This is a genomic window from Stenotrophomonas sp. 28608_Sma (genome assembly GCF_056486185.1).
Genome location: NZ_CM151308.1, coordinates 3,036,541 through 3,060,183, shown reverse-complemented (window position 1 = coordinate 3,060,183; position 23,643 = coordinate 3,036,541). Strand labels below are relative to the sequence as shown.

General features: G+C 61.3%; 30 protein-coding genes and 1 pseudogene. 18 read left to right on the top strand and 13 right to left on the bottom strand.

Annotated features, from left to right (window positions below; all coding sequences use genetic code 11):
- Positions 1-2 precede the first annotated feature (2 nt).
- From ACZLHH_RS14450 to ACZLHH_RS14440, 3 genes are all read right to left on the bottom strand, one after another.
- Positions 3-653 (bottom strand): hypothetical protein, encoded by a 651-nt coding sequence (locus ACZLHH_RS14450; RefSeq protein ID WP_152906879.1) that lies wholly within the window; start codon positions 651-653, stop codon positions 3-5.
- A gap of 320 nt (positions 654-973) precedes the next feature.
- The gene (locus tag ACZLHH_RS14445) at positions 974-1,429 is read right to left on the bottom strand and encodes a GIY-YIG nuclease family protein (protein ID WP_006375340.1); all 456 of its coding nucleotides are present in this window, start codon (positions 1,427-1,429) and stop codon (positions 974-976) included.
- Between the two features lie 176 nt (positions 1,430-1,605).
- On the bottom strand, positions 1,606-3,366 hold the full coding sequence (locus ACZLHH_RS14440; RefSeq protein WP_049398256.1) for an adhesin: 1,761 nt from the start codon (positions 3,364-3,366) through the stop codon (positions 1,606-1,608).
- A 256-nt stretch (positions 3,367-3,622) separates the two neighbouring features.
- On the opposite strand from ACZLHH_RS14440, the gene ACZLHH_RS14435 reads away from it, so the two are divergent.
- Positions 3,623-4,417 (top strand): M15 family metallopeptidase, encoded by a 795-nt coding sequence (locus ACZLHH_RS14435; protein ID WP_006375262.1) that lies wholly within the window; start codon positions 3,623-3,625, stop codon positions 4,415-4,417.
- A gap of 313 nt (positions 4,418-4,730) precedes the next feature.
- On the opposite strand, the gene ACZLHH_RS14430 is transcribed toward ACZLHH_RS14435, so the two are convergent.
- Positions 4,731-4,946 (bottom strand): helix-turn-helix transcriptional regulator, encoded by a 216-nt coding sequence (locus ACZLHH_RS14430; protein ID WP_010480570.1) that lies wholly within the window; start codon positions 4,944-4,946, stop codon positions 4,731-4,733.
- Positions 4,947-5,161: 215 nt separating this feature from the next.
- Here ACZLHH_RS14430 and ACZLHH_RS14425 point away from each other — a divergent pair, with 215 nt between their 5' ends.
- The 3 genes from ACZLHH_RS14425 (at position 5,162) to ACZLHH_RS14415 (ending at position 6,072) form a co-directional block, all read left to right on the top strand.
- Positions 5,162-5,296, top strand: coding sequence for a hypothetical protein (locus ACZLHH_RS14425; protein ID WP_258014153.1), 135 nt, complete (start codon positions 5,162-5,164; stop codon positions 5,294-5,296).
- Positions 5,297-5,485: 189 nt separating this feature from the next.
- The gene (locus tag ACZLHH_RS14420; RefSeq protein ID WP_180845341.1) at positions 5,486-5,665 is read left to right on the top strand and encodes a hypothetical protein; all 180 of its coding nucleotides are present in this window, start codon (positions 5,486-5,488) and stop codon (positions 5,663-5,665) included.
- Between the two features lie 38 nt (positions 5,666-5,703).
- Positions 5,704-6,072: a Ref family recombination enhancement nuclease gene (locus ACZLHH_RS14415; protein WP_049422493.1), complete on the top strand. Its 369-nt coding sequence runs from the start codon at positions 5,704-5,706 to the stop codon at positions 6,070-6,072.
- A gap of 37 nt (positions 6,073-6,109) precedes the next feature.
- Here the strand turns inward: ACZLHH_RS14415 and ACZLHH_RS14410 are convergent, their stop codons facing one another.
- The gene (locus ACZLHH_RS14410; RefSeq protein WP_180845340.1) at positions 6,110-6,745 is read right to left on the bottom strand and encodes a hypothetical protein; all 636 of its coding nucleotides are present in this window, start codon (positions 6,743-6,745) and stop codon (positions 6,110-6,112) included.
- Between the two features lie 199 nt (positions 6,746-6,944).
- On the opposite strand from ACZLHH_RS14410, the gene ACZLHH_RS14405 reads away from it, so the two are divergent.
- From ACZLHH_RS14405 to ACZLHH_RS14390, 4 genes are all read left to right on the top strand, one after another.
- Positions 6,945-7,280, top strand: coding sequence for a hypothetical protein (locus ACZLHH_RS14405; protein ID WP_180845339.1), 336 nt, complete (start codon positions 6,945-6,947; stop codon positions 7,278-7,280).
- Positions 7,281-8,084: 804 nt separating this feature from the next.
- Positions 8,085-8,573, top strand: coding sequence for a glycoside hydrolase family 24 protein (locus ACZLHH_RS14400; RefSeq protein WP_180845338.1), 489 nt, complete (start codon positions 8,085-8,087; stop codon positions 8,571-8,573).
- Positions 8,570-8,884: a hypothetical protein gene (locus tag ACZLHH_RS14395; protein ID WP_180845337.1), complete on the top strand. Its 315-nt coding sequence runs from the start codon at positions 8,570-8,572 to the stop codon at positions 8,882-8,884. The genes ACZLHH_RS14400 and ACZLHH_RS14395 overlap by 4 nt, the downstream gene beginning before the upstream one ends.
- A complete protein-coding gene (locus tag ACZLHH_RS14390; protein WP_152905217.1) occupies positions 8,881-9,150 on the top strand; it encodes a hypothetical protein in 270 nt (89 codons plus the stop codon). The genes ACZLHH_RS14395 and ACZLHH_RS14390 overlap by 4 nt, the downstream gene beginning before the upstream one ends.
- Here ACZLHH_RS14390 and ACZLHH_RS14385 read toward each other — a convergent pair.
- Positions 9,134-9,421, bottom strand: coding sequence for a hypothetical protein (locus ACZLHH_RS14385; protein ID WP_049422489.1), 288 nt, complete (start codon positions 9,419-9,421; stop codon positions 9,134-9,136). The two genes, ACZLHH_RS14390 and ACZLHH_RS14385, sit on opposite strands and share 17 nt — an antisense overlap.
- A gap of 125 nt (positions 9,422-9,546) precedes the next feature.
- On the opposite strand from ACZLHH_RS14385, the gene ACZLHH_RS14380 reads away from it, so the two are divergent.
- The 4 genes from ACZLHH_RS14380 to ACZLHH_RS14365 all read left to right on the top strand — a co-directional run bounded on the left by ACZLHH_RS14380 (position 9,547) and on the right by ACZLHH_RS14365 (position 12,266).
- Positions 9,547-9,924: a hypothetical protein gene (locus ACZLHH_RS14380; protein WP_180845336.1), complete on the top strand. Its 378-nt coding sequence runs from the start codon at positions 9,547-9,549 to the stop codon at positions 9,922-9,924.
- Positions 9,900-10,982 (top strand): terminase TerL endonuclease subunit, encoded by a 1,083-nt coding sequence (locus ACZLHH_RS14375; protein WP_197573193.1) that lies wholly within the window; start codon positions 9,900-9,902, stop codon positions 10,980-10,982. The genes ACZLHH_RS14380 and ACZLHH_RS14375 overlap by 25 nt, the downstream gene beginning before the upstream one ends.
- Positions 10,982-11,554: an HK97 family phage prohead protease gene (locus ACZLHH_RS14370; protein ID WP_180845334.1), complete on the top strand. Its 573-nt coding sequence runs from the start codon at positions 10,982-10,984 to the stop codon at positions 11,552-11,554. Before ACZLHH_RS14375 ends, ACZLHH_RS14370 begins: the two co-directional genes overlap by 1 nt.
- A 157-nt stretch (positions 11,555-11,711) precedes the next feature.
- Positions 11,712-12,266 carry a hypothetical protein gene (locus ACZLHH_RS14365; protein WP_180845333.1) on the top strand — a complete coding sequence of 185 codons (555 nt, stop codon included), beginning with the start codon at positions 11,712-11,714 and terminating at the stop codon, positions 12,264-12,266.
- Between the two features lie 39 nt (positions 12,267-12,305).
- Here the strand turns inward: ACZLHH_RS14365 and ACZLHH_RS14360 are convergent.
- The 3 genes and pseudogenes from ACZLHH_RS14360 to ACZLHH_RS14350 all read right to left on the bottom strand — a co-directional run.
- Positions 12,306-12,473, bottom strand: a pseudogene (locus tag ACZLHH_RS14360) (SOS response-associated peptidase); the annotation flags it as partial.
- A 49-nt stretch (positions 12,474-12,522) separates the two neighbouring features.
- On the bottom strand, positions 12,523-13,044 hold the full coding sequence (locus tag ACZLHH_RS14355; protein WP_152905216.1) for a hypothetical protein: 522 nt from the start codon (positions 13,042-13,044) through the stop codon (positions 12,523-12,525).
- 31 nt (positions 13,045-13,075) lie between these two features.
- Entirely contained in the window at positions 13,076-13,969 is an 894-nt protein-coding gene (locus ACZLHH_RS14350; RefSeq protein WP_180845332.1) for an SEL1-like repeat protein, read from the bottom strand.
- 560 nt (positions 13,970-14,529) lie between these two features.
- Here ACZLHH_RS14350 and ACZLHH_RS14345 point away from each other — a divergent pair.
- Together ACZLHH_RS14345 and ACZLHH_RS14340 are read left to right on the top strand one after the other, a co-directional pair.
- Positions 14,530-14,694, top strand: coding sequence for a hypothetical protein (locus ACZLHH_RS14345; protein ID WP_239669955.1), 165 nt, complete (start codon positions 14,530-14,532; stop codon positions 14,692-14,694).
- 80 nt (positions 14,695-14,774) lie between these two features.
- Entirely contained in the window at positions 14,775-15,143 is a 369-nt protein-coding gene (locus tag ACZLHH_RS14340; RefSeq protein WP_440977544.1) for a hypothetical protein, read from the top strand.
- A 104-nt stretch (positions 15,144-15,247) separates the two neighbouring features.
- On the opposite strand, the gene ACZLHH_RS14335 is transcribed toward ACZLHH_RS14340, so the two are convergent.
- Entirely contained in the window at positions 15,248-15,733 is a 486-nt protein-coding gene (locus ACZLHH_RS14335) for a hypothetical protein (RefSeq protein WP_239669953.1), read from the bottom strand.
- Between the two features lie 891 nt (positions 15,734-16,624).
- Between ACZLHH_RS14335 and ACZLHH_RS14330 the strand changes: the two genes are divergently transcribed.
- Complete coding sequence (locus tag ACZLHH_RS14330; protein WP_180845101.1) at positions 16,625-17,218, top strand: suppressor of fused domain protein; 594 nt, start codon at positions 16,625-16,627, stop codon at positions 17,216-17,218.
- 256 nt (positions 17,219-17,474) lie between these two features.
- Here ACZLHH_RS14330 and ACZLHH_RS14325 read toward each other — a convergent pair whose 3' ends face one another.
- Entirely contained in the window at positions 17,475-20,228 is a 2,754-nt protein-coding gene (locus ACZLHH_RS14325; RefSeq protein ID WP_180845102.1) for a UvrD-helicase domain-containing protein, read from the bottom strand.
- A gap of 163 nt (positions 20,229-20,391) precedes the next feature.
- On the opposite strand from ACZLHH_RS14325, the gene ACZLHH_RS14320 reads away from it, so the two are divergent.
- Complete coding sequence (locus ACZLHH_RS14320) at positions 20,392-20,616, top strand: hypothetical protein (RefSeq protein ID WP_180845100.1); 225 nt, start codon at positions 20,392-20,394, stop codon at positions 20,614-20,616.
- A gap of 69 nt (positions 20,617-20,685) precedes the next feature.
- Here the strand turns inward: ACZLHH_RS14320 and ACZLHH_RS14315 are convergent, their stop codons facing one another.
- Positions 20,686-21,006 carry a hypothetical protein gene (locus ACZLHH_RS14315; RefSeq protein WP_049463018.1) on the bottom strand — a complete coding sequence of 107 codons (321 nt, stop codon included), beginning with the start codon at positions 21,004-21,006 and terminating at the stop codon, positions 20,686-20,688.
- Between the two features lie 128 nt (positions 21,007-21,134).
- Positions 21,135-22,124, bottom strand: a complete 990-nt coding sequence (acuI, locus tag ACZLHH_RS14310) for an acrylyl-CoA reductase (NADPH) (RefSeq protein WP_180845099.1) — start codon at positions 22,122-22,124, stop codon at positions 21,135-21,137.
- 101 nt (positions 22,125-22,225) lie between these two features.
- Here acuI and ACZLHH_RS14305 point away from each other — a divergent pair, with 101 nt between their 5' ends.
- Positions 22,226-22,573 (top strand): winged helix-turn-helix transcriptional regulator, encoded by a 348-nt coding sequence (locus ACZLHH_RS14305; RefSeq protein WP_180845098.1) that lies wholly within the window; start codon positions 22,226-22,228, stop codon positions 22,571-22,573.
- Positions 22,574-22,776: 203 nt separating this feature from the next.
- Positions 22,777-23,640 carry a Smlt3025 familytype IV secretion system inhibitor gene (locus tag ACZLHH_RS14300; RefSeq protein ID WP_180845097.1) on the top strand — a complete coding sequence of 288 codons (864 nt, stop codon included), beginning with the start codon at positions 22,777-22,779 and terminating at the stop codon, positions 23,638-23,640.
- Positions 23,641-23,643 lie beyond the last annotated feature (3 nt).

Genomic DNA, 23,643 nt, shown 5'->3' with positions numbered 1-23,643 from the left:
GGCTACCTCAATCGGTAGCCATTCACCCAGGCCACGTATAACCAGAGGTGGTTCTCCAGGCCTTGGATGGTCTTGGTCGTCGTCCAGCTTTTCCGGCCCAGGCGCGCAAGGTCGTTCCTCATCTTGGCGAAAAGGACATTGACCGCGAACAGCGGGTCGTAGTCCTTGTTCCCACTCGGGGTCTTCCGCTTGGTGTGCTTCACTCCCGGCAAGTAGCGTGCAATCCACTTTGGGTAGTTGGCATCCCCATCCGTGGCGATCGTGGCCACTGCCTTCAAGCACGGTGCCACGGTGGCCAGCACTGTTGGCACTACCTGGGGCCGATCGTTGTCCACCCAACGGTTGCCCTGGATCCCTTGCTTCATGTTGCTGGGAATACGTGCCACACCGAACGCCAGGATCTCGCCTGTCTTCGGCCGAACAACCACGGGCACGGAGAGTTGCTTCCATCGGGCGTGAACGAAGGTTTCCAGCTCATCCATCATCACGAACGAGGTCTGGACCTGGGCCAGGCGCTTTGCGTGGCGCTCTCGGGCCTGGTCGGCCAGATGCTCGATTTTCCGCAAGACCGTGTTCTGGCTGCATCCCAAGAGCTGGGCAATGCGACGCCCTGATGCACCGGAAACCGCCATTTCAAAGATGCGCTGGTTCAAGTCTGGCCGGTGCTGGCCCTCGATGGGCTTGACCTGGGTGGCGCAGAACTTCCGGCCACACGCCTTGCACTGGTAGCGAGGGATGGGCTGGTGATTGTGCTTGGGGCGACGGTAGCCCTTCTTCCGATAGAACCCGGCCGGCGGCTTGGTGTGGTTTACACACGAGGCATTGGGGCAGGTTGGGCGAGGGTTCCGCATACCTCAACCTAGCAAAGTTATCCAAGTTGGGATAGGAAACCAGTCAAGGAATAGAGCTATCAACGCATAGCGGAATTTGTAGGCCCCTCAAACTGCGTCAAGTAGGGGAATGGCGTCTACGTTTACCCAGTGATGCAGCGGGCCAGCAATAAGACACTGGTCCCCGCCACTACCCACGGCCACCACCCCACGCATTCGGAAGGGGCTTTCACCGGTGTTCCCAGCTGCCACCGCCGCTGATGGGCCAGCCATCGCACGTGGGGCGTTGCCCGACGGTGGGGGTTGACCACAATCCCTGGCGGCTTAGCGTAGATGCGCCACCCCTCCCGGGAGGCCTTCACCCGCCACGCCTGCTCATACGCTTCGGCTTCCGCCCTGGTGGCGGTCACCACCTCCAGCGCATGGAACCGGAAGGGACGGTGCCAGCCGCCTTTGGGGGAGCGGTGCTGCTTCTCCCGCTGCTGCGGGTTCGAGCTTTGGCCGATGTAGCAGCCCCCGTCGTCGAACAGCAGGGCGTAAAGGGTGCGGGGCAGTGCGTGATACTTCTCGCTGCGTCCGAGGTTGTGGCGGTGGGGCATGGTCTCTCCGTGAGTAAAACGACCCACTCACGAATAGATCAGAATCTTGAGTTGGCAAGCCTGCTGCGAAGGGTTCGAGACGCCTATAGGCATTCATGTAAGCACTTGGCAACGAACAAGGGCCCCGAAGGGCCCTTGCCGAGACACGATCACCTCCTTTTCGCTGCTGACATTCGTTACCAGCCGATGGCCCAGGCTGCGCCCATGGCCGTGTCCTGCCCGCTGCGGGAAACCCCGATCGAGAAGGCCGATGGGGATCCGCGTGGGGTGGTCACGTCGCGGGTGTAGCCGATGGAAATGGCGGCTTGGCCGCTGCAGCCACCTACGCCTACGGCCAAGCGGTTGCGGTTCTCCCCATGGATGGCCGACGTCGAGGTGGCCATCTGGGCGTTGGCTTGGGCCATGGCGCAGATACCGCTCACCCGCTTGTCGAGCTGGCGGAAACGGCGGTCCGTCAGGTTCCAGCGGTCGTCTTGCTGCCGCTGGTAATCCCACAATTGGCCACCGTTGATCGCGTCCGTGGACCCTGCGGCGATCGCCCCCGCTGCCACCCCGGTTACCCGCTGGTTGCCGGCGTTGATCCCGGATCTGGTGACCGATGGACCGCCCTGGACAGTGAAGCCGTCGCTGTTGTGGATGGCCTTGGCCACCTGGACCGAGCCCTTTTCGGACAGTCCAACGTTGTCTTTCAAGCCAACGGTTTGGGTGCCGTCCCCGTTGTCAGTGACCTCGATGTTGGCCCCGGCCACCGTGGTGCTGCTTCCTCCGTCCTTACCGTCCTTGCCTGCTGGGCCTTGCGGACCGGTGGGGCCCTGTGGACCGGGGGTGCCACCACCGCCGCCAGGGTTTTGTTCCAGCTGGTGAACGCGCCCATCGAGATCGTAGATGGCACCGGCCACGGTGGTGTAGTTGTTACCGCTGCTCAGCTGGTAGTTCGGCGCCACGATCAAGCCGTTCACCATGGAGGCGCCAGCGCCCAAGGTTTCCACGGCGGTCCGCAGTTGGCTGACGGCCACGGCGTCGTCGTCCGCTTTGCCCAAGGCAACTTGGGTCAAGCGGCGGTTGCCAAAGGCTGCAGTGTCTTCTTCATCGCACGTGGTGTTGGCGCCCACGGCCACGCATCCCCATGCGTTGGCCACGGCACGGGGCCCCAATGCCACACTTTCTGTGGCGTTGGCCGTGGCAGACGCGCCGAAGGCGGCAGAGTAGGGCGCAAACGCCTGTGCCCATGGACCCACGGCGGTGCCGGCCTCGCCGGCAACGCCAGCGCTGTAACCGTAGGCGCCGGCAAAGTCGGCGGTTGCGTTGGCACCGGGCCCCACGGCGGATGCACCTTCGCCCTCGGTCTGGGATGCGGCGCCCAACGCGAGGTTGCGATCGCCTTGAGCATTCGCCCCGGCCCCGAAAGCCGCCGCGCCGTTTCCATCGGCTCTTGCGGTTGAGCCTACAGCGGTCCCGCCATCCCCGAGCGCGCGGGCACTAGAGCCGATGGCCACACCGGTGATCCCGCTGGCCAGGCTGTGCCCGCCAATGGCCACCGCGGAATCGCCGGTGGCTTGGGCTTGGGGTCCGACGGCGACGGCGTAAACCGCAAATGCCTGTGCGCGAGAGCCAATGGCGAGCGCATTTGAGCCCTGCGCTTCGCTCGAGAACCCCAGAGCGGTTGTATGGCATCCGCGAGCGGTGGCGCGATTGCCCACCGCAGTGGCCCCCAGGCACTCACCCGGAACGCCATTTTCATCCACCATTATCCCGCCGTCGGCGAGGGCGTCCGCCCCGATGGTCGTGGCCCCAACGGTCAACGATTGGGCGCGGTCGCCTACCGCAGTGGTCTCGGGTTTGGTGGCAACGGCACCGTTGCCCACTTGAACCTGGGCTTGCGCCGTGCCAGCAACAAGGCCTGCCAGCAAAGCGCAGTGGATGAGGGAGCGTTTCATGGGGTGGCCTCCTGGGTCTGAAATGAGTGAGCGTGTGCACTCACGAATAGATCAGATCCTGGAATGCGCAAGCCCCCCCCCAACGAAACTTCCCGGCGCAACGGCAGGAGGGGCCGGTGCGCCAGGAAGCGGTGGGGCCGACTTTTCCCCACCCCTGTTCTTCTACGACAGGGAAAAAATTCCGCAAGCCCCCTTGCGCGTTTTCGATTCTCCGCTTGCATGGGTGTATCGCTCATGTGAGTAAGGAGGCCTACTCATGTTTCAACGCTTGTTGCTCGCGCTCGCACTGGCCAGCGCACCCGTCTTGGTCCACGCGCACGCGCCAGCCACCGATTCCGTTGAGGTCCACGGGAAGAAGCCTGGGTTTTTCAAACGCCTGTTCCACCGCCACAAAGACGCCCCGCAGTGGGACGGTGTCCAGCCCGAGCTTCGCTCAGCGCTGGAACGCATCGCCTTGCAGATGAAGGACGAGGGCTACGACCTGCGGCTGATGGAGGGCTACCGTTCTAAACAGCGCCAGGCCGAGCTGCTCGCCAGCCAAAAGGGCGTGACCCAGGTGGGGCCAGGCAGCAGCTGCCACAACCACGGTTGGGCCGCGGACATGGTCATCTACAAGCGCGGGCGCCCTTCTTGGGACCTGAAGGACGAGCAGGTGCGGCAGGGCTACCAACGCTTCGGTGAGCTCGCCCAGCAGGCGGGATTGAGGTGGGGCGGGGCTTGGAAGAGCTTCAAGGACATGCCCCACGTCGAGATGCGCAGCGAGTGCCTGGTAGCCATTCGTGGCGGATCTGCCCCCCGCCGATCGCTGCAAACAGTGATTGCCAAGGCCGAGTCAGTGTCTGACGCACCGAAAGCACCCCGTTGGGCCTGGAGCGTCGATTCCGAGCTGGCGCCGGACTGGGCGTGCGAATCCGTGCTTTGCAGTGTGTCGTGGGCGACGGTGAGCCGGCCATGGAGCTATGGCGTAAGGCCGCCGTTGAAAGGACTCCGTCCAGAACCGTTTGCTGAGGCGTCCTGTCCCATGGCCCCAATTGCCCTGAGGCACACATGAGGAAGCGGTCCACCGGATTGCTTCCCTTTTCGGCGGAGAGTGGGGGCGAACGGGTCATCTGCCCTGATCGCGCCGGTTTGGAGAAGATCGAGATTGGCGATCCCAAGGGCGGCAAAAACGGCTGGATCCGTTGCACCGCAAGGGGTATGCTCATCGTGGGCACATTCAAGGGCACCTCCCAGATTCGTGAAACCCAAGCCGTCCAAGGGGTGAGGGCACTTCTCAAGGAAGTCCCACTCTCTCCGCCAGTCTTTACAAAAAGCTCCTAGAAATAGGGGCTTTTTCGTTTCTACAGCCTTCGCTACCCGCCCGCTTACCCATCCACCTGCAAAGGCCGATTCTGTGCGATCTGCTGCCGAACCCAACCTTGCACCTCGGATTGTATCCAGAGTGCGCGGCGACCGATGCGGATAGAGCGCGGGAAGCGGCCGGCCTTGATCTCTCCGTAGATGAAGGTGGTGCCCATGCCGGTCATCTGGCGCACGCGATCAAGCGATAGCAGCTCTTCCAGTCTTTCAGCCGCGCCCATGATGGCCTCCGATGCGGTGAGTCTTGGATGTGCGTTCGGCAAGGCTGAGCTGGAACTGCAGGACGTTGCCGGCAGGTGCCTCGACTGAAATGGGGCGCGCGCTGCGGGCGGGGCGGTTGAGCCGACGCCACGCCGCAATGGCGGCGTCGGGATCGGCATTCTGCCCGCGCGGCAATGGAGCGTGCAGCGGCAGACCTTGGGTTTGGGGAGGGCGCGTGAGCAAGCACGACACGGTGCGACTGCTGCACGCCGAGCGCTGCAGCGTTGCGGAGATTGCGCTGGCGGTGAACTGGCGTCCCTGCAACGTCCGCTGGTTCATCCGGAACTGGATCGACATCGATGGTGACTGAGGCCGAGCTGGCCCAAGCGGAGCAGGCCGGCCGCTGGGCACGCGATGCCTGCCGCAGTCGGGAATCGGCGCCGCGGTACGAGATGGGGCAGAACGGTGTGACGCGGCGCCGCCGCTGGCAGGCCGGATGGGATGGGCGGGATCAGGAACTGAGCGCGGCACGCCGCAGCACCACGAGGAACAGACGCTGATGGATTTCACCAAGTACAACACACGCAGCAAGTTCGCCAAGGAGATCAACGCCGGGTACTCGGCTCGGCTGAACGGACAGCGCCTGAGCGGCAACCCGCACCTAGTCTGGATCGAATGCGAGACCGAGGACGGCGCCAATCGCAGGGCGGGACCGCTGAGCGAGATGGCGGAGGCCTAGCAGCACGGCTGGTGGCTGGCTGACCAGGGCGCGCGCTGATGTGGTCGAAGGCACCGCCACCGACGAAGGTAGAGGCCGCCCGTATCGAGCTGACCAAGACCGGCCCGTGCATGGCGTGCCTTGCGCTACTGGAGCAGCAGCTGCTGGATCCGGAGCTGGTGGTCTACGGCTGCGACTACAACCACGCCAAGAGCGGGAACCTGCGGCGCGGCCACATGTTCGGCTACGCCCTCTGCAAGTGGCACCACATGCGGCATCCCATGGAGGGGAACACCTTCGCGACGATGCGCCAGATCTACGGCCCGAGCTTGCTGGACGGCTCGCGGACCTTCCACGAGACGTACGGCTCCGACGACGAGCTGATTGCAAACCAGACCTACATCAACGAGCTGAGGGCACCAGCATGAAGAACATCATTTGGGAGCAGGCAGCATGAAGAGATCATCAGTTTTGAGGAGCCACTCGACCTTCCGCGATCGCTTTCACTGCAGTGAGGGCCGCTTCAACTTGCGGCAGGGATTGTTTGGCAAGATCACTAATGAATTTATGTTCATTGGGGCCGAGAACCTCAGCATCTTTGCAGGCATCCAGATAGTTATGCAACGCGTGCGCCGCGTTGGTAACGTTCAACAGCGCATCAGTTGCCTCCGGTATTTTCAGCGCTTCAAGCGAGCGATGGCGGATGGCAAGATTGGGAAGCGCGAGGTTGAAATGCTCAGCCGGCGAGTCTGGCGGTCCGTGCTCGATGATCGACTCCAGTACCGCTGCGAAGTTTCCGAGCTCAGGACGTATATAAATTGCTGTTGCTCTGGCTATAAGAAGCGACTCTGCACGCTCTTTAGCAAGCAGGTTCTCAGCCTGTGCTCTGCGCTCATCAGCTGCTCTAATCCTCTCAGCCATCAAGGCGGCATCCGATTTACGCTTCTGCCGAGCCGAGCGCCTGTCAGTTTGATGCTGCGTTATAAGCGCGACAGTGAACGTGATGCAGGTGAGGGCGGCCTGTGTCCACGCGGCCCACTCACTCTGAGTCATGCAGAGCCCTTTTGCTCCAGCAAAACAGTAAATTCCCGGATCGGCCACGCTACGTCCCTCGTTACAGATCGGAGGATTGTAGTGGAGGTCGCGACAGATGCACTGCAACTACCGTTTCATCGACGTACTGTTCTGTACTGCCGATGCTTCCCGCTCGCCGATTTGCAGTGGCGTACGACTCCGAGTTGCACTAGCCCCGCTGGGGGCTGTCTGTGAACGGTAACCAGGTGCTGGAATTGGTGCTTCCTTGAAGGCGCAGTGCTGGCCGATCAGCACCTTGGAGTCGCTGCCTACGCTGGCGGCGGCGGTGATCAGCGAGATCGCCAAGCGGCCGCACTGCGCGGCCTGCGAGGGCAGGGGCCAGGCGATGGTTGGGGATCTGCTGGTGCCGTGCAATGCGTGCGGCGGGTCAGGGCTCGGGGCGGTCAGTGACAGGCGCCGCGCGTCGGCGCTGGGGCGTGACGAGTCCAGCTATCGTGAGCGCTGGCGCGGGGTCTATGAGTGGATGCTGCAGCGGTTCACTGAGGCTGAGAAAGAGGCCGCTTGGCATATGGCTCGCGCATTGGATCGATCGGCTGCGTGAGCAAGCGCATTCGACTGTTCCGGATGGGTAGAATCACTCACTTTTGACCAATTCTTTCCTTCGGAGGGGCCGGTGGAGCAGTTTTTGTCTGACACGGGGGCTGCACTGCTCGCTGCCGGTGTCGTCGCAACCGTTGTTTGGATTTTCAACAGGATACGAAGTCATCGGCTCGAGTCTGCTCTGGCGGAGGCTCTATCTACGAACGGTGTGTCGATTTCTTATGGAAACGATAAGGCGTCGGCAGAGTTTTTGGTCCAAGTTGGGAACGGTTCGAGTGCGACCGTAAGAGTTCGATCATTCGTAATTATCACGGACTCTGTACATGTGAGCTTGGGGCCGAGGACCAAGGAGGCTGAATCACAGAACCCGCTAGACAATGCCGTCCTGCAGCCTGATTTCCCGAGACGTGCTTTGTCGAGGGGAACCGTTCCAGACGACGAGATAGCAGGGACAATGCTCCTTCCGCCAATGACTATGGGGTGGTGGAAAGTCCCGCGCGGCGTCATTGGTGAGCGTAAAACAGTGGCCCATCATGCCTACTTGGTCTTTGAGTACCCTAGCCTTTTTGGACATTCCACTTTGGTGCGGATCAAGGTTGATGGCGCGCGGTTCAGGCTAATAAAGGAACAGTACGAACTGTTGAACACATGTGCATTCGACGGCGTTCCTATGCCGCTCCCTTGGGAAGCGCCAATCCCAACTGTGCGGGGTTGAAGCCCCCGCACTTTAGGGTGTAGTTTCACTACCATCGCGCACGACCCGACCCCGGCCACCCAGCCGGGGTTTTTCATTTCAGTATCCGCTATGGCACAGACCACCCCCCAACAAGCTGGCGGCGTGAACGTCGTGGCCTTCCTCGACATGCTGGCCTGGTCCGAAGGTACGGACAACGGCAAGCAGGCCACCAAGGACCGCGGCTATGACGTGATTGTCGGCGGGCAGTTGTTCAAGCGCTACGCCGACCATCCGCGCGTTCTGGTAGACCTGCCCAAGCTGAAGATCCAGTCCACCGCTGCCGGTCGTTACCAGCTGCTGCGCCGCTACTACGACGCCTATCGCAAGTCGCTGGGCTTGAAGGACTTCTCACCGCTGAGCCAGGACCTGATCGCACTGCAGCAGATCCGGGAGCGCCGCGCGCTGCTGCTGATCCAGGCGGGCAAGATCCCGGAGGCGATCAAGGCGGTCAGCAACATCTGGGCGAGCCTGCCGGGTGCTGGTTACGGCCAGCACGAACATGCGCTTGCCGACCTGTTGGCCGTGTACCGCAAGGCCGGCGGGACGGTGGCGCCATGATCGGGGTCGACGTGGACTGGCAGGCCATTGGCACGGCCATTGGCGGCCTGATGGTCGGCGCCGGCGGTGTAGCGCTGTGGTGGCGCAAGCAGTTCGTTGAGACAGCCAGGGAAGGAGCTGAGGTCAACGTGATCCAGCTGATGCGCGAGGAAGTGACCAGGCTGGGCGAGCGGGTCGGCCGGATGGAAGCCAGAGAGCTTCGCTTGATCCGCCATATCTACAGGCTCGAAGGGCTGATGCGCGCGGCGGGGTTGGAGCCGCCGCCGTTCGATCCAGAGAGCGACACGATCAAAGCAGGAGGTTCGGAATGAACGACAAATGGAATCCGCGCCTGTGGCTGCGGGACTGGCTTGTGAAGCCATCCCAAGCTGGGTGTTCTGAGCGGCGGACCGCCAAAGCGGCTGCCACTCAGGTGACCTGTGAAGAATCAATCAAACATGGCGACCGGACCGTAGGAACCGGTTTTGTTCTGTTGACTGATCGACCCAAGATCGTGGGGAGGGGAGGTGTCGAGGCGGCATTCAACCTGGAGCTTTCCCCATCTTGCCGAGTTGAAGGCATCAGCGTTCGCCGCTAGCCGCTCCGCCGATGAGCTTCAAGAATGGATCAGCTGAGGCATTGAATCCAATCATTGTGGCGCGATGGGCACCCTGCCGAGTCACGTCGTCAGAAACGACCTGAAGCGCGCGGCGCAGTTCCGCTTCCACGTCCTGTGCTGGTTTACCCCACATGCTGAGAATTGCGGCAAAGGTTGTTTCGTGCGCCATCAGTCTGCCCATGTTCTCCCTGAGCTCCTCCTTGAGCTTCTCAACTTCCGCCCGCAGCAGCTGAATCTCTCCGTTTTCCATGTCGCCCTCCTTGTGGGCTGTGTCGGTAGCACACAGCGTACCCCAGGGAGGGCGACCCATTCATGTAGGTGCCCAATGCTGGACCCGCTACGCCCATACGCCACCTTCTTAAGGTACTGGCGGTCTTGGCGCTGGCCGGTGGTCTGTTCGTGACGGGCTGCCAGCACGGCAGCGACCGCCGAGCAGCCAAGGACCAGGCCACCATCGCCAAGGCCGACAAGGCGCGCGCCGCAGCAGAGGCCGACGCGGTCGAGAATCTGCGTGCGGCCACCGCCGCTGGCCAGCTGCTGCAGGAAGTGAACCGGCAGACCCAGGCGTCGATCGATGACGCGGTCCGCCAGCAGCAGGCAGCCAAGGAGGCCGCCCGTCAGGCCGAAGCGGCAGCAGCCCAGAGCCAGCGCCACGCCACCCAGGCCGAGCAGGCCCTGCAGGCGGCCAAGAACCAGCCGAGATGCCGGCAGCAGTTGGAGCAGAACCTATGCGACGCCATTCCGTTGCTGTGATCCTGGCGGCGGCCTTGCCGCTGTGCGGGTTCGGCAGCTGCAGCAAGGCCCAGAATCCTCTGTGGTTGTTCACGACCACCGAGGGGTACGCGAATCCTGGTCCATGGTCAGAGATTCGGCAGTTCGCCACGCAGCTGTTGGAGGGGGTATTCGGCGACGCCGCCGACCACTTCCTGGCGATCTTCTTCGCGGTGGACAAGGACGACGGCGACTTCGACGAGAAGGCCTGGCATAAGGCCAACCCGTTGATGGACGTGAACCCCCACCTGTTGGCGGCAATCAGGAAGGAGTCGATCGAGGCGAAGGCAATGCCTTCGAAGCTCGCCGAGTTCCAGATCAAGCGGCTGAACCGACCTGTTGCAGCGGCAAACGGCTTCATCCTGCTGCCAAAGTGGAATGCCTGCCATGGCGTGGTCGACTTGGATGCGCTGAAGGACGTTCCCTGCTGGGGTGGGCTTGACCTGGCCAGCACGCGCGACCTTGCATCGCTGCGGCTGGTCTGGCGATTGGACGACAAGATCATCACCTGGGGACGCCGCTGGGTGCCGGAATCGGCAGTGGCGCAGCGCACCGAGCGCGGCACTGTCCCGTATGCGGGCTGGGTAGCGGCTGGGCTGCTGGAGCAAACCGAGGGCGAGGTCACCGACTACGCGGTGATTGAGCAGGCCATTCTGGATGTCCACGAGCGATTCAACCTGCAGTCCCTGGCGTTCGACCGCTGGAACGCGACCGAGATGGTCAGCCGGCTGGTGGCGGCAGAGGTTCCGCTGGTTGAGTTCATCCAAGGCACGAAGTCCTACCACCCAGCAATGGTGGAGCTGGAGCGCGCCTACATCGGCAAGCGGCTGGTGCACGACGGCGACCCTGTGCTGGCCTGGTGCGCGGCCAACCTGGTTGCTCGCAAAGACGTGAACTTGAACATGGCGCCGGACAAGCGCCGGTCCGCCGACAAGATCGACGACATCACCGCGCTGCTGATGGCCATTGGCATCAGCATCCCGGTGGCGGAAGAGAAGATCAACAAGAAACTCGTCCTCATGACTCTGGGTGGATCCTGATGAACTATGTGAACCGCGCCTACAGCTTGCTGGAGGTGAAGAACTACGACGACGACCAGCAGGTCATCACCGGCCTGGCCACCACGCCGGAGCCGGATCGCTATGGCGATATCGTCGAACCGCTGGGCACCAAGTTCGCCGCCGAGCTGCCACTGCTGTGGCAGCACCGCCACGACAGCCCGGTGGGCATCGTGAAGTTCGGCAAGCCGACGGCGAAGGGCATCCCGTTCACCGCGAACGTGGCGAAGGGGCTGCGGGTCCTCCAGGTGGTGGCGCTGCCGGCGGTTTCAGGTCCTCCGATCGAGGTCGGCCAGTTCTTCCCGGGCGCAAGGATTGGCATCGCCATCCCCTCGCCGCGCTTCTACTACTTCGCGCAATCGCAGGATCGCTGCACGATGACGGCCGACTACTTCCACATGACGAGCGATAACCGAATCTTCATTTCGCGGCTGCAGACGGTTCAGCAGACCCTGATCACCAACACGTTCCCGGTGGGCGGCGTGACGATGGGGCCGCAGAACGCCACGATCTTCATTGTTGACCTGACTGAGGTGCCTCTGGGGTTCGGGTAGAGCGCCAGGAGGCATTGGCGAGTGACCATTCGAACTTGACCGTGTTGCACGCCAAATACGATATATGTCTCGGTGGCACAAATTTTCCTGCTCTAGAATCGACGTGCGGGCAAGACGCCCGCTGGAAATCTGTACGTCCATTCTCTAAGGAGTAGATGTGAAGAAGACGATTTTGATGTCGGCCATCCTTGCTGGCTCGCTCGCTTGGAACGCTTCCGCGCAGGAAGTCGACTACGTGGGAGCTACGCCAAGTGTCCTAGCCGAGGCGAATGCTCAAACGGCTGATCTTCCGGCAGGTGTTCTATTGGTGGAGCTGGAGCGCTGGAAGAACAGGGAAGACACGTTCTCGGCCCGGCCCATTACTCACGCCGGTTCGAAGCATCCAGGCACACGGCAGGGTGTTCTAGGCTTCGTCTCGTACTACCCCTTCGAAGGCAGCGTCACCATTTATGCCTGTTTGCAGAACAACTGGTTGGATAGCTTCTCTTCGCGCGATCCGAACTGCGAAGGGCATATGCAGACGACAAATGGCATGCCCATCACTGGGTACATTGCAGGCACACAGCTGCCTGGAACTGTACCGCTCTATCGCTGCCACCGCGGCGGACTAAAGCCTAACAACTGGGCCGACCTTTTCGATACAACGGACTTCAATTGCGAGAACGTCAAGTATCCGCTGCTCGATCAGGTATTGGGTTACATCTGGCTCTGATCCATCCGGATTAGTCCTGCGTTAGAAGAGGGGCAGTCGCTACGCGACTGCCCCCAAGAGATCCTCGCGGTTGTTCCGCGGCGTGTTCACCGCGCGACTGACCCGGTAGGCCTCCATCGCCGGCGTCTCGCTGGCCAGCAGCATCGCCATGGCGTCGTCCGGGCCGGCCGCCATCCACTCATCGATCTGGCCAGCCTGCAGCCACACACCGAATGAGCGAGGCGGCCTAGGAAGGCCGCCTCATGGCTCCATGTCGTTAAATCTCTTGTGATCCCTTAGGCAGCTTCGGAATCGGTCCACCTGGTCCGACCGTTACGGTGCCGGTTCTTCCACCGCCGCCGTAGCTGCCGCCGCCTACGTCTGCGCCGCCACCTCTGCCCACTCCTTGACCGCTGCCTTGACCGCTCCCAGAGCCGACACCGGAGCGCGGGGATTGAGTAATGGCCTCTTGGGTCGTGCCATTCCAGTCGTTACTGTCGGTCATTTGATACGTCGTGCAATGCGAACCGTTGCATACGATGACCTTCGCTCCTGTCTGTATCGGCTCCAGATGTGTGCCTTTACGCTCGCGATTGGTGATCTGCATGTACTTCAGCAGAAACGCCTTAGTAGCAACGTCTGGCTCAGGCCTCTGACCTTTGCAAGCATCACAATTGACCGGGCCGAAAACCGCAATTGAAGGGCCAAGTATAGTGAGGGAGTACAGCAACGGAATTGTGGAAAGTCCTATCAAAGCAATCAGGACGACAAGAAATTTCTTGCTCCGAACAAAATTCATGAATTACACCCCTGTTGATAGAATTAAAAGATTATTTGCAGCATGAATTTAAAATTTTACCCGCCATCTCCCTAGCGGCCTGCGACTGATCCGGCGAAAGGTCTACAGAAATTCTATTAATTGCCGTTGCCGATAGCTCGTTTCGATTCAATCTATCGTAGGCCAGCCAATATGCAAGACTCTGCTCGGGTGATTTTTCCGCAAGAATTCCACGATCGTATATGTTTGCCAGGGCCTCCATGGAGTCTACGCTTCCAGTCGAAACAGATTCCTGAAGATATCTAACCGCATTGATGCGGTAGTTAATAATTTCCTCGGGATTTTTTAGTGCGTTTGATAGATCCCCCACCACCTCACGGGGGTTGCGTGCATACATCAAACGAGCTTCGATTGAGCCCTGCTCCGCAGCGAGAGCAAGCCAGTTCTCAGAGGTAATGTCATCTCGAGAGTTAAGCCCTTTGCACAACTCAATTTCCCTCTCGACTCTCTCAGAAAACTGCCCCCCCAGCCCTACCGACGCATACGCCTTGTACTCCTCGCTATCGCCAGGATCCAGTGCCCGACGACAACTCGAAATTCGCGTAAAAATTTCGTAGCTAGCCTGCCCCTCTCCTCGCTTAGATCGCGCCAATCGGTCATCTACATAAGCTGTCGCCTCCTCCTCCATCTCCGGAATTTCCATCTTCAAGAGAAATGCATTGCCCTCCAGATAAACTCTATTTTTGCGATCCTCGTAACCTTTGAGTTGCGCTTGACTTTTGACATCGTGATGGTCGGCATCAATCGATGCCGGAGTGGTCTTTATAGGGTCATCTACGGTGCCCGCGTCACTCGTTGAGTGAGGCATGAAAAAATAGATCGCAGCGGAAATGGATGCGGTCAAAGCGACCAATGAAATGGAAAGCAATATTCCCGATCTCTTCATTTAGATGTTTTTCTTTGTGAAATTTTTGGTATTTTCAGTGAAATTAGTTTTCTTTTTACTGACGATAAGCAGGCTCTGTCCGCTAGCTTCGTGCTGCTGCTCCCAACTCGAAGGTATCGAAGCGGATCACCTCTTGACGCAGCCATTCGTTGGATGAGCGATTGCGATTTCTTAGTTGAAGAAGAACGGACTCGGAAGGCGCTCCCCCCAGCGCGCACCTATGTGATGTTAATCAAGCGTTCATTTTTTGATGAGGAAACATGGTTGCTGCCAGAGCCTGTCACTCCGCCTGGAGCGGCAAGGCAGCGCCGCAGCGGCACCGCAGATGTCCGGAGAGTGGCCCGACCGGTCGTGGCCTCGGGAGGCATGTAGGGACGACCCGACAGGGAGAGGTTGCCCGATGGTGCCGGTCGCGCGTTGAGGGCATTCTGACCTTGCCGGATCCGGGGCCGCAGGCAGCTCAACCCGGGGGCGCGTGAGCAGCGCCGCGCCGGCTCAACTGCAGTGGACAGTGGGTTAGGGCTCCGGCCATAGTCACGGCTGGTCAATGGACGTGCCCTATGAGCATCCTCAACGTACTGATCAGCCTTGACCAGCTTGTCGTTGCAGTGGATACGCTCGCGGAGGATGCGCTGACAGGCGCTCATTCTGCTGGTGCGAAGGTCCTCCTGATACCGCAGCACAACGTGCACTCGCTACCAGAGGTGGAGCCCAGTTCTTCCTGAAGATCTACGAGCTGGCTCTGCAGGCGAGCTTCCGGGCCGACTTCTCCATTGAGCAGCTTTCGGCGGAGATGGGGCCTGTAATGGACCAACTGTGGTTGAACTATGAGAAGGCGGCCGCGGAGGCTGACCTGCCTATCGAACAGCTGGGGACGGAGATTGTCCTGGGCGGTTGGTCGCCCAGAAGCAGCAGGATGATGGCCACGGTTTATGCCAAGAGCGACAGCCGGCAGGCTACGGCAGTGCAGCCGATCGGTGGCCAGTTCGCGTCACCCGGTGACCCTCTCAAGGGCGTGGCGCCGAGCATGCTGCAGGTCGACTTGATGACAGCGGGACGGCTCCAGGCGAGCTTCCTCAACGAGCAGATGGGCCGGCAGGTCGCCGGCGGGAGTCTGCTGATCGGCTTCTTGCAGCAGGGCCAGGCGGTGGTGAAAGACCTTGGGGCGATATGAAGTAGTGTCCCCGCTCGCGCGGGGACGATCCTGCTTGTAGTAGTCAGATGGGGATCAATAGCTCTTACGTCACGTCGCCTGAGAGCTTGGTGTTTGGACGCCGACTACTGGCAAACGTACTCCGTAGAGCTTTCGAAGAACCTGTCGTAATAGTCGTTGGGATTATCGCCAGAGCCGAAGTACACAAGCTCTGCACGGTAGTAGTTGGTGACCCCGTAAAGTCCCGGTGTACTACAGGTCGCCGGTATCGGACCCTGGTACTTCTGGCCTGCGAAAACGTGGTGATACTCCTGGCAGGAATAGCCGCCGCCAACGCCCTGAGGATCTGGCCTACAGGTGCCGCCACCGTACTTCATGTTGTCAAAACCGGTGTATGCGTCTGTCGGGCACGAGCCAAGCCCTTCCGAACCCCAGTCGCCGTACAAATAAACTCCGCTCGGCCCGTCCACGCCGCCCTGGCAAAAGTTGGTATACGCCACTGGATAAGGCTGGATAGTTTCCGAATCCACCCATAGCAGGCGGCCCGTTGGGACCCACTGACCGGCGAACGCGCTCTGGGCGAAGCCTACCGATAGCAATGCGAGTGACATGCCCAACATCAGGCGACGCGGGGTGGAGCGGCCAGTCCTGCAATCGTTTTGCACTGAGTTCACTTCCATCTCTCCATGAGTAGGGTAGTGCTGCACTGCTCGCGCAAGGTCGCAACAGTAAGACGGGGATACAATCGGAAAACCGCCAACACGGCTGTAGGTGAAGCCCTACGCCGAAGTGCAAGAGGCAGTCCGTAGGGGAGTCTGAGCGGTTAAGAATGGCAATTGGTTGGATCGCAGTGGTTGAGACGGCCGGTCGTATCCTTCCGGCCATGATCTCCGCCACCTACCAAGGCTTCCGCACCGCGCCGATCCCGTCTGGCTGGGTCCAGACCGGCGAGCGCTGGGCGCTCTGGGGTTCTACCCCGATATCACGGACGGTTCTAAAAGAGCTGCAACCTTCTGATCCTGCTTGGCGACCCTTCGCTGTAGTTGGCAAGCGGCCGATGCGCCGCGCAAGGCTGCCCTCAGCTATCAAAGCGCAAGCATGACGCTATCGACCCCTTGTCCGCTGGAGCCCTGTACCTCGCGCACTCTTACGTTCAAAAGTTGGTTACAGCCAACGCAGCCCAGTGGCACGGCCTCACGGGTTAAAGATGGAAGCGGGGTGTCAATTGCGTCGCTACCTTTCATCAAATTCTGCATAGTTGCATTGACTCGCCATCTCCCTTCGCTAGACTGCCGCACCTCTTGCGTGTCTATAGGGGCGCCAACCTCGGCCTAGATTTGTGCGATGCCGTCGGGCTATGAATTGACCTCGCCTCTGCGCTACTCAGTGTGAGGCGGGCTACATAGAAGGTCTGACCCCCACTCCAGCCTCTACAGGACTAGCGCGTTGTCGTGAGGCTAGGAGAACGGAAAAGTACAATCGACTGATGTTCGGAGTGAGACATGTCTATCCCAAGTGCTCAATGCAGATTGGTAGCTAAGTACGAACAGAAAATATTTGGTGGCAAGCCAGAGGTCCGGGAATACCTGGATGAGACGGGGGCTGCGTCAATCGACATGCTGACCTGCCTGGACCCCGTCGACCCGGAGATTGTATCGATCGGAACGATCGGTTTGTCCGAGGTTGCGTTGATTACAGGTTCTGGTGATGAGCTCTTCACGAGAGTTGAGCTATGTGCCGCAGCGCTCGCCTCTGAGGGCTACTGGGTGAATGCCGTTGCGTCAGTCGCGCTCCACATCAAAAAGACTAAGGGATCTGTACTTCCGGGGTGCGTTGTGGAGAACATATTTCGTGATTACATTCAAAATCCAAGGATGCCTCACGTTTATCTGGCTGTACCATTCTTCTGGAATGAAGATCATTCTCCGCAGCTTGATATTCCGCCGCTGCAGGTCAACTGGCTTCAATGCATCTCGATCTACGAGGAGGAGCGCTTGTTTATCCAAAAATTCGGCAGCGACGCCTTTGAAGCCCGGCTCGTCGACCAGAATGTGAACATACTGGACATGTCGAGGCAGCAGGCAGCAGTGGATTGAGGCGTTGACGCCCTAGCCGAGTCGGCCGGCCGAGAAGGGGCGGCATGACGCCACCCGTCACCTCGATCCGGTGCAGGAACAACGCCAGCAGTGTCGCGAGATGCCACTGTTCCATAGGGTCATTCATCGAAAGTTGACGAGGTCCAGCTGCAGCGTGGATGGCTGATCCCCTGGCGGGACCAAGCCCCGGGCATAGTTCTTGATGAAAGTTTGGCCAGGTCGAACATCGCCGCGCTGAGTGCGCAGAAGAATGCACTTACCCGCGTCGCCAACCCTTCGGCTTGTTATGGCACAACGGATAACTCGAGCACGACCGGAAAGCCCCATGCGGCCCATTCCGGTCCACGAACACGCCCACCTTGCACACCGGGCAGCGCTCTTCGTGGATGGCCGCACCTGAAATCGCGGTCACTTCCACTGCCCCGTCCTTCACCAGCTCATCCAGGAACGGCGAGCGCTTCCCCTGCAGGGTGAACATGGCCACCGACCGTCGCGCCCGCGTCAGCGCGACATAGAACAACCGCCGTTCTTCGCTCAGTGGGTAGGTATCCCCATCCGGCATTGCCAGGGAAAGCACCGGGTCATCCGCGCGCAGGCTCGGGAAGCTGCGGTTGATCATGCCCGGCAGGATCACGTAGTCCGCTTCGCGCCCCTTCGATCGATGTGCGGTCAGGAATTCGACCTCCATCGTGCTGCCGAAGGCTGTCTTCCAATCCGAAGGCATCGCGCTGCGATCGGCGCGGTAGCGCCCCAGGATGAAGACCGTCACGCGTCCGTTGCGCCCTTGCGGCACCGCCCCGGACAACAACTGCTGATGCAGCTTGGCGAGGTACTGGCGAACGCCATCCTGCACCTCCTCACGCCGATTCATCTGGAACGCCTGCAGCACCGGGCCGATGGCCGTTGCAGCTGAGCGAACTGCTTTGGCGATCTGCGCGGGGTTGCGGCTGATGAAGCGGCTGGACACATCGCAGAGCGCCTGTGGGCAGCGGAACGTCTGTTCCAGTTTCAGCACCTGGCCATGGTCCATCCACTCGCGGAATCCGGTCATCACCGAAACGTCGGCCCCGGCGAAGCGGTTGATCGATTGCCAGTCATCGCCCACCGCAAACAGATGGCGACCCGGTTGGCTGACCAGCGCACGGCAGAGGCGTGCGCGGGCGCGCGAAGCGTCCTGGAATTCATCGGCCATCACCAGCTCGTAAGGCGATTCGTAGCGGCCCTGTTCCAGCAGCCCGGCCGCCATGTTGAGCATGTCCTCGAAGTCGATGCCGCGCTCGTCAGCCAGCGCGTTGTCCCAGGCCTGGAAAACCGGCCCTGCGATTTCCAGGAAGCGACGGTGTCGCTCCTTGAACTGATCCTCGGGCATCTGCCGCAGGCGTGCGGCCATATCGTCCAGCGTCAGGCAGTTGCTCTTGGCGTGAGCAATGAAGGTGCGCATCAAGCCGATCAGGTCCGCATCGGGCATCGGTTTGGCGCCCTGATCGGGCAGCTCGCGGTCCGGGTTCGGGTCGAGCTCGATGTCACACTCGCCAAGCTTCTCTGCGAGATCCCGCAGGGCATGCCCGTTGCGCAGGCCAAAGGATGTCGTCTCGACAAGGGCCGTGCCGCGTGCCACATGCTGCTGGCGCTTCCAGTGCATCCGTTCGCTGTAGTTTGCAATGTGCTTCGGCGGCTGACCATCAGCATCCAGCGCAAAGTGCTCGTGATACAGCCCGGCGTCCGGATAGTAGAAGTCCGGGCGATACTGGCGATGGGTGTCTGTCGCGGTATCAAATTCGTAGCGTCGCTCGTAGTCGTACGTCACGCCGTTGTAGAAGAGCCAGTCGGCGATCACGCACTCTTCCAGGCTCTTCACCCGTTCCCCCTGCAGGGTACGGATGTAGGGCGTGCCATCGCGGTCGTAGCCGTCGGCCTCCATTTCCGCGCCGAATGGCGGCAGGTCACGCCCGAACACCAGGCGGAACATATCCCACTGGGTGCGGAAGTGGGTCGAGCGGTCCTTCAGGTCGTCCACCAGTTCGGCCAGCTTGTTGAAGCCCAGCGTGGCGTCAGTGGTCCATTCGGGGATGTCGGGCTTGCGTCCGGTGGCCTTGGCGACGATGGCCAGGCCGAGGGCGTGGAAGGTCCGGGCTTCAACCAGGGTGTCGCCCATGCCGAGCCGGTCGAAGCATCGCTCCGCGCGCTCTTCAAGCTCCCTGGCGGCGTCCTTGTTGAAGGCGAGCATCACGATCCGTTCGGGTTCGACAAAGCCGCGATCGATGGCATAAGCGGCCTTGGCGACCATGGTGGAGGTCTTGCCAGAGCCGGCTGCGGCCACGACCTGCACGCGATTGTCGAAGCATATGACCGCGCGGGCCTGCTCGTCGGTCAGCGGCTTGCTCTCGACCCGGTCCAGGAAGTCCTTGGCCAGTACCCGTTCGCGCGCTGTCATGGTTGCGTTGGCGTCGGCCCACGCCGCGGGCCAGTCCAGCTGCCAGTCGTGCAGGGCGTCCAGTGCTGCACGGTGGCTGGGCGAATGCAGGTCCTCGTGCACATCCTCATCCAGGAACAATTGTTCCAGCTCGCGCGGCGGGAGCGGCAGGGCGGGGCGACCGGCCAGCAGTGCCTGCTGTTGTTCGTGCGTGATCCAGCGGCGGCCGGTGCTGCCCCGGTCGATGAGGGCATCTGCTTCGGCCAGCCACGACTGGATCTGCTCCAGAATCGTGTCGAACAGTGCCTTGCGCCCGCGCGTGGTACCCGTAAAGCGCAGCTGCTGCAGCGCTGCCGCAAGCCGGGAAGCCTGGCTGTTGGACAGTCCATCCACGGTCAGGACGCCGTCGCCCTGGGTCTGCAGGACGACCTTGGCCCAGAAGAGTCCAGGGATGACCTGCACGCGCTCGTCGTCAGCCACGTGTTGCCGGTACTGGCGACCTTCAATCAAAAGCTCAACATGTTCGCCGTCAAGTCGCAGCCACCAGTTCGGCGAGCGGGTCACACGTAGGCCCCAGCCCGAGGGGCGCCATTCCATAGACATCCAGATACTGCCTTGCGTACGTCAACTGGGCTTGCAGAGCCCTTACCCCTCCATGATAAAGGGCCTTGACCACGCGCGTGGCCTTTCGCTTCATGGTCGGCCGTGCGACCGGTTTCATTGACGTGGGCGAAGGCCGTTGCCAGCATGAAGCCTGTGGATGTGGACGCCGATCATGGAAATCGACTGGAACAGTGTGGGTACCTTGAAGCACACCGTCGGCGGCTACGATATCCGCACGGATGCACTGAAGATTCTGGTGGCCGCTGCAATGCAGGGGCACGAAGGTGATGCCTCGCAGATGCGCATCGAAATGGAGGACGGCGTCGTGTTTCTGCCAGACGAGATCAGGCGCCTGGCACTGGCGCGGAGTCGCATCCGCTAGCCTCGCCGATCGGCACTGGACCTGGTTGCCCTGCGGCAGCTCCAGGTGCCAGCACCTGCCGGCACGGAATCACTCGTAGACGCGGTCCTGCCTTGTTGGAGGCACCTCAACCAGGTCTCCCCGCCGGATCAGCTCATCCAGATCCACTGCCGATGCCGCCAATGCCTCCTGCGCATCGAAATCCCATTTGTTCCTGTACTCACGCGCCAGGAGATCGCAGACAGCCTTGGCGCGTTGGTAGGCATCGCTCTTCGCGTCATCCTGCATCAGCTCATCGCGATGGATCTGGCAGAGCATCAGCTGATGTGCGTCTTCGCCGCGCTCGCGCTCCCAGGCAATGTCGGGCAGGCCGGAAAGAGCGGTCGCAAGTGCGAGTGCAGTCATTGACATGGCGGTGTCCACAGTCGGCGGAAACCTGAGCGTATGCGAGCAGCAGTGGCAAACGGCCACTGCCGCACGCATGGTTTCACGGCGTGTTCACCATTCGTTGCCGGATGGAATCCGCTGGGGAGGCTTCCTCAGGCATTCACATCCACCACTATCCGCCCACGCACCTTGCCCGGAATGATCTGCTCGTAAACCTCAAGCACGTCGGCAAGCCCAATCAGCTGCACCGTGCTTTCAAGCTTCTGCGGGTCCAGGTCGGTAGCGAGGCGATCCCACGCGCGCTGGCGGACGTCCTGCGGCGCGTTCACCGAATCCACGCCCGCAAGGGTCACGTTGCGCAGGATGAAAGGCAGCACCGAGCCGTGCAGCGCGTCGCTCTGCGCCAGGCCGCACGCGGCCACGGCACCGCGGTACTTGGTCTCGGCGATGGCGTTGACGAGGGTAGGGCCGCCGGCCACATCCACCACGCCGGCCCAGCGTTCGGCGCTCACCGGCCGGTCGCGTGGTTCCGAAAGCTGCGCGCGGTCGATGATTTCGCTCGCACCCAGGTTGTGCAGATACTCAGCATGCTCCGGGCGCCCGGTGGCGGCCACCACGCGATAGCCCAGCTTTGAAAGGATCGCCACCGCAATCGAGCCGACACCGCCGTTGGCGCCGGTCACCAGCACATCGCCCTTGTCGGGCGTCACGCCGGCATGTTCCAGGGCCAGCACGCACAGCATGGCGGTATAGCCCGCGGTGCCGATGGCCATTGCGTCGCGGGTGCTCAGGTTGTCGGGAATCCGGTTGAGCCATTCGCCGCGCACGCGGGCGCGCTGTGCCAGGCCGCCGTGGTGACTCATGCTCAGGCCCCAGCCATTGAGCACAACGCGGTCGCCTGGCTTGACGTCGGCCCTGCTGGATTCCAGCACCACGCCTGCCAGATCGATGCCGGGAATGAGCGGGAAAGTCCGGATGACCGGGCTCTTGCCGGTGAGGGCAAGCGCATCCTTGTAGTTGAGCGTGGAGTACTCGACCTGCACCAGGACGTCGCCGTCCATCAGATCGGCCTCATCAAAATCGACCAGATCGGTCGAAACCTGGTTGTTCGTCTTGCGGGCGAGCAGTGCTTTGAACGTCATGGAGGGGCTCACATTCAAGGAATGGGGCCATGCTAGGCTCGCACTGCTATTGCAACAAGAACGATGATTTTCCGTAGGTACTATGGTTTTCCGGAGTATGCATGCGTAGCAAGCGTTGGGATGGCAAGAGCGGTTGGGCCGTGGAGGTCACGCTGTCGGTCATGGGGGGCGTGTGGAAGCCTGTCATCCTCTTTCACCTGATGACCGGCAAGCGTCGCTTCATGGAGCTGACGCGGCGGGTGCCCAATGCCACCCAGTCCATGCTGACCAGCCAGCTGCGGGAGCTGGAAGCTGATGGGGTGGTGATCCGCCATGTCTATGCAGAGGTGCCACCGAAGGTCGAGTACGAGCTGTCCGAATTCGGGCGCACGCTGGTGCCGGTGCTGCTGGCCATGCGCGAGTGGGGCGAAACCTATCGTGGCCATAGAAGCACGGACAGCGACAGCTGAGGTCTGAAGCGTAGCGCCGAGTGTGGTCGACATGGCCCGCGCACCCCGCAGCGTTTCGGAGGCCATAGCAATCGCGGTAGTGGTATTGCTGCAGGCAGCGCATGTGGAGCGCTGCCTCGCTTCGTGAAGGGCGGCGATGCGGTTCCTGTTCCGTTGACACCCGGTTCCCTATAGTGGCGCTGGAACCCTGCAATGGAATGCCCATGCACGTGATGTCTCCCAGCCGGTGTCTGACGCTTGCACTTGCCGTTGCAGTGAGTGCCGGCGCATGTGCGCGGCCACCGTCCAACGAACACGAAAGGAATCCCGCCATGTCCGGCGCAACCCAGACCGGCCGCACGATCAACGGCCACACCTATACCGATGCGCCCGTGGACGTGAAGCTCGGGCCGAATACCTTCCGCATTCCGGCCAATTATCTGGACAGCCAGATCGCACCGTGGCCCGGAGAAGGTGTGACCCTGGTCATCGAATGGCCGGACATGAAGCCGACGCCGCCGGGCGCCCGGGCGAACCCACGTACGAATGATTTCCGGAAGGAGATTCCCATTCGGATCAACTACGTTGATCGGGTTCCCGTCGAAACACTGCTCTCAAGGCTGTCGTCAAATGAAGCCATCACGGAGGAGGGCTCTGTGGAAAGGGAGGATCCCAGGGACCGTCTCGATCAACGCGTTGCACAGCCGGAGACCTTGGGTCTGACGCCCTATGCAATCGATGAAGCGAAGATGGTGTTGTACGCGAAGAAGCATGAGGCGCGGTACGGGAAGCCGCCTGTCCGCAATCCGGCCTATGAGAGAGACTGGTACATCGCACGCCAGGGCGATGGCCGGATCAGATCGTTCATCAAATGTGACGGCGAGGAATTCCGACGCGATGGCGTGCGGTTGGAGGGGGGCGAGGTGATCAGCGAGCCGGGAGAAGTGGCAGCGGGCTGCGTTCACTATTTCGTGGACATCGACAACAGGCTGTCCATCAGCCTGGACTACAAGAGAGCGTTTCTGAAGGACTGGAAGCGTATGGAAGAGGCCGTCAGGGATGTCATCGCGCGCACCCGGTCCAAGTGATCG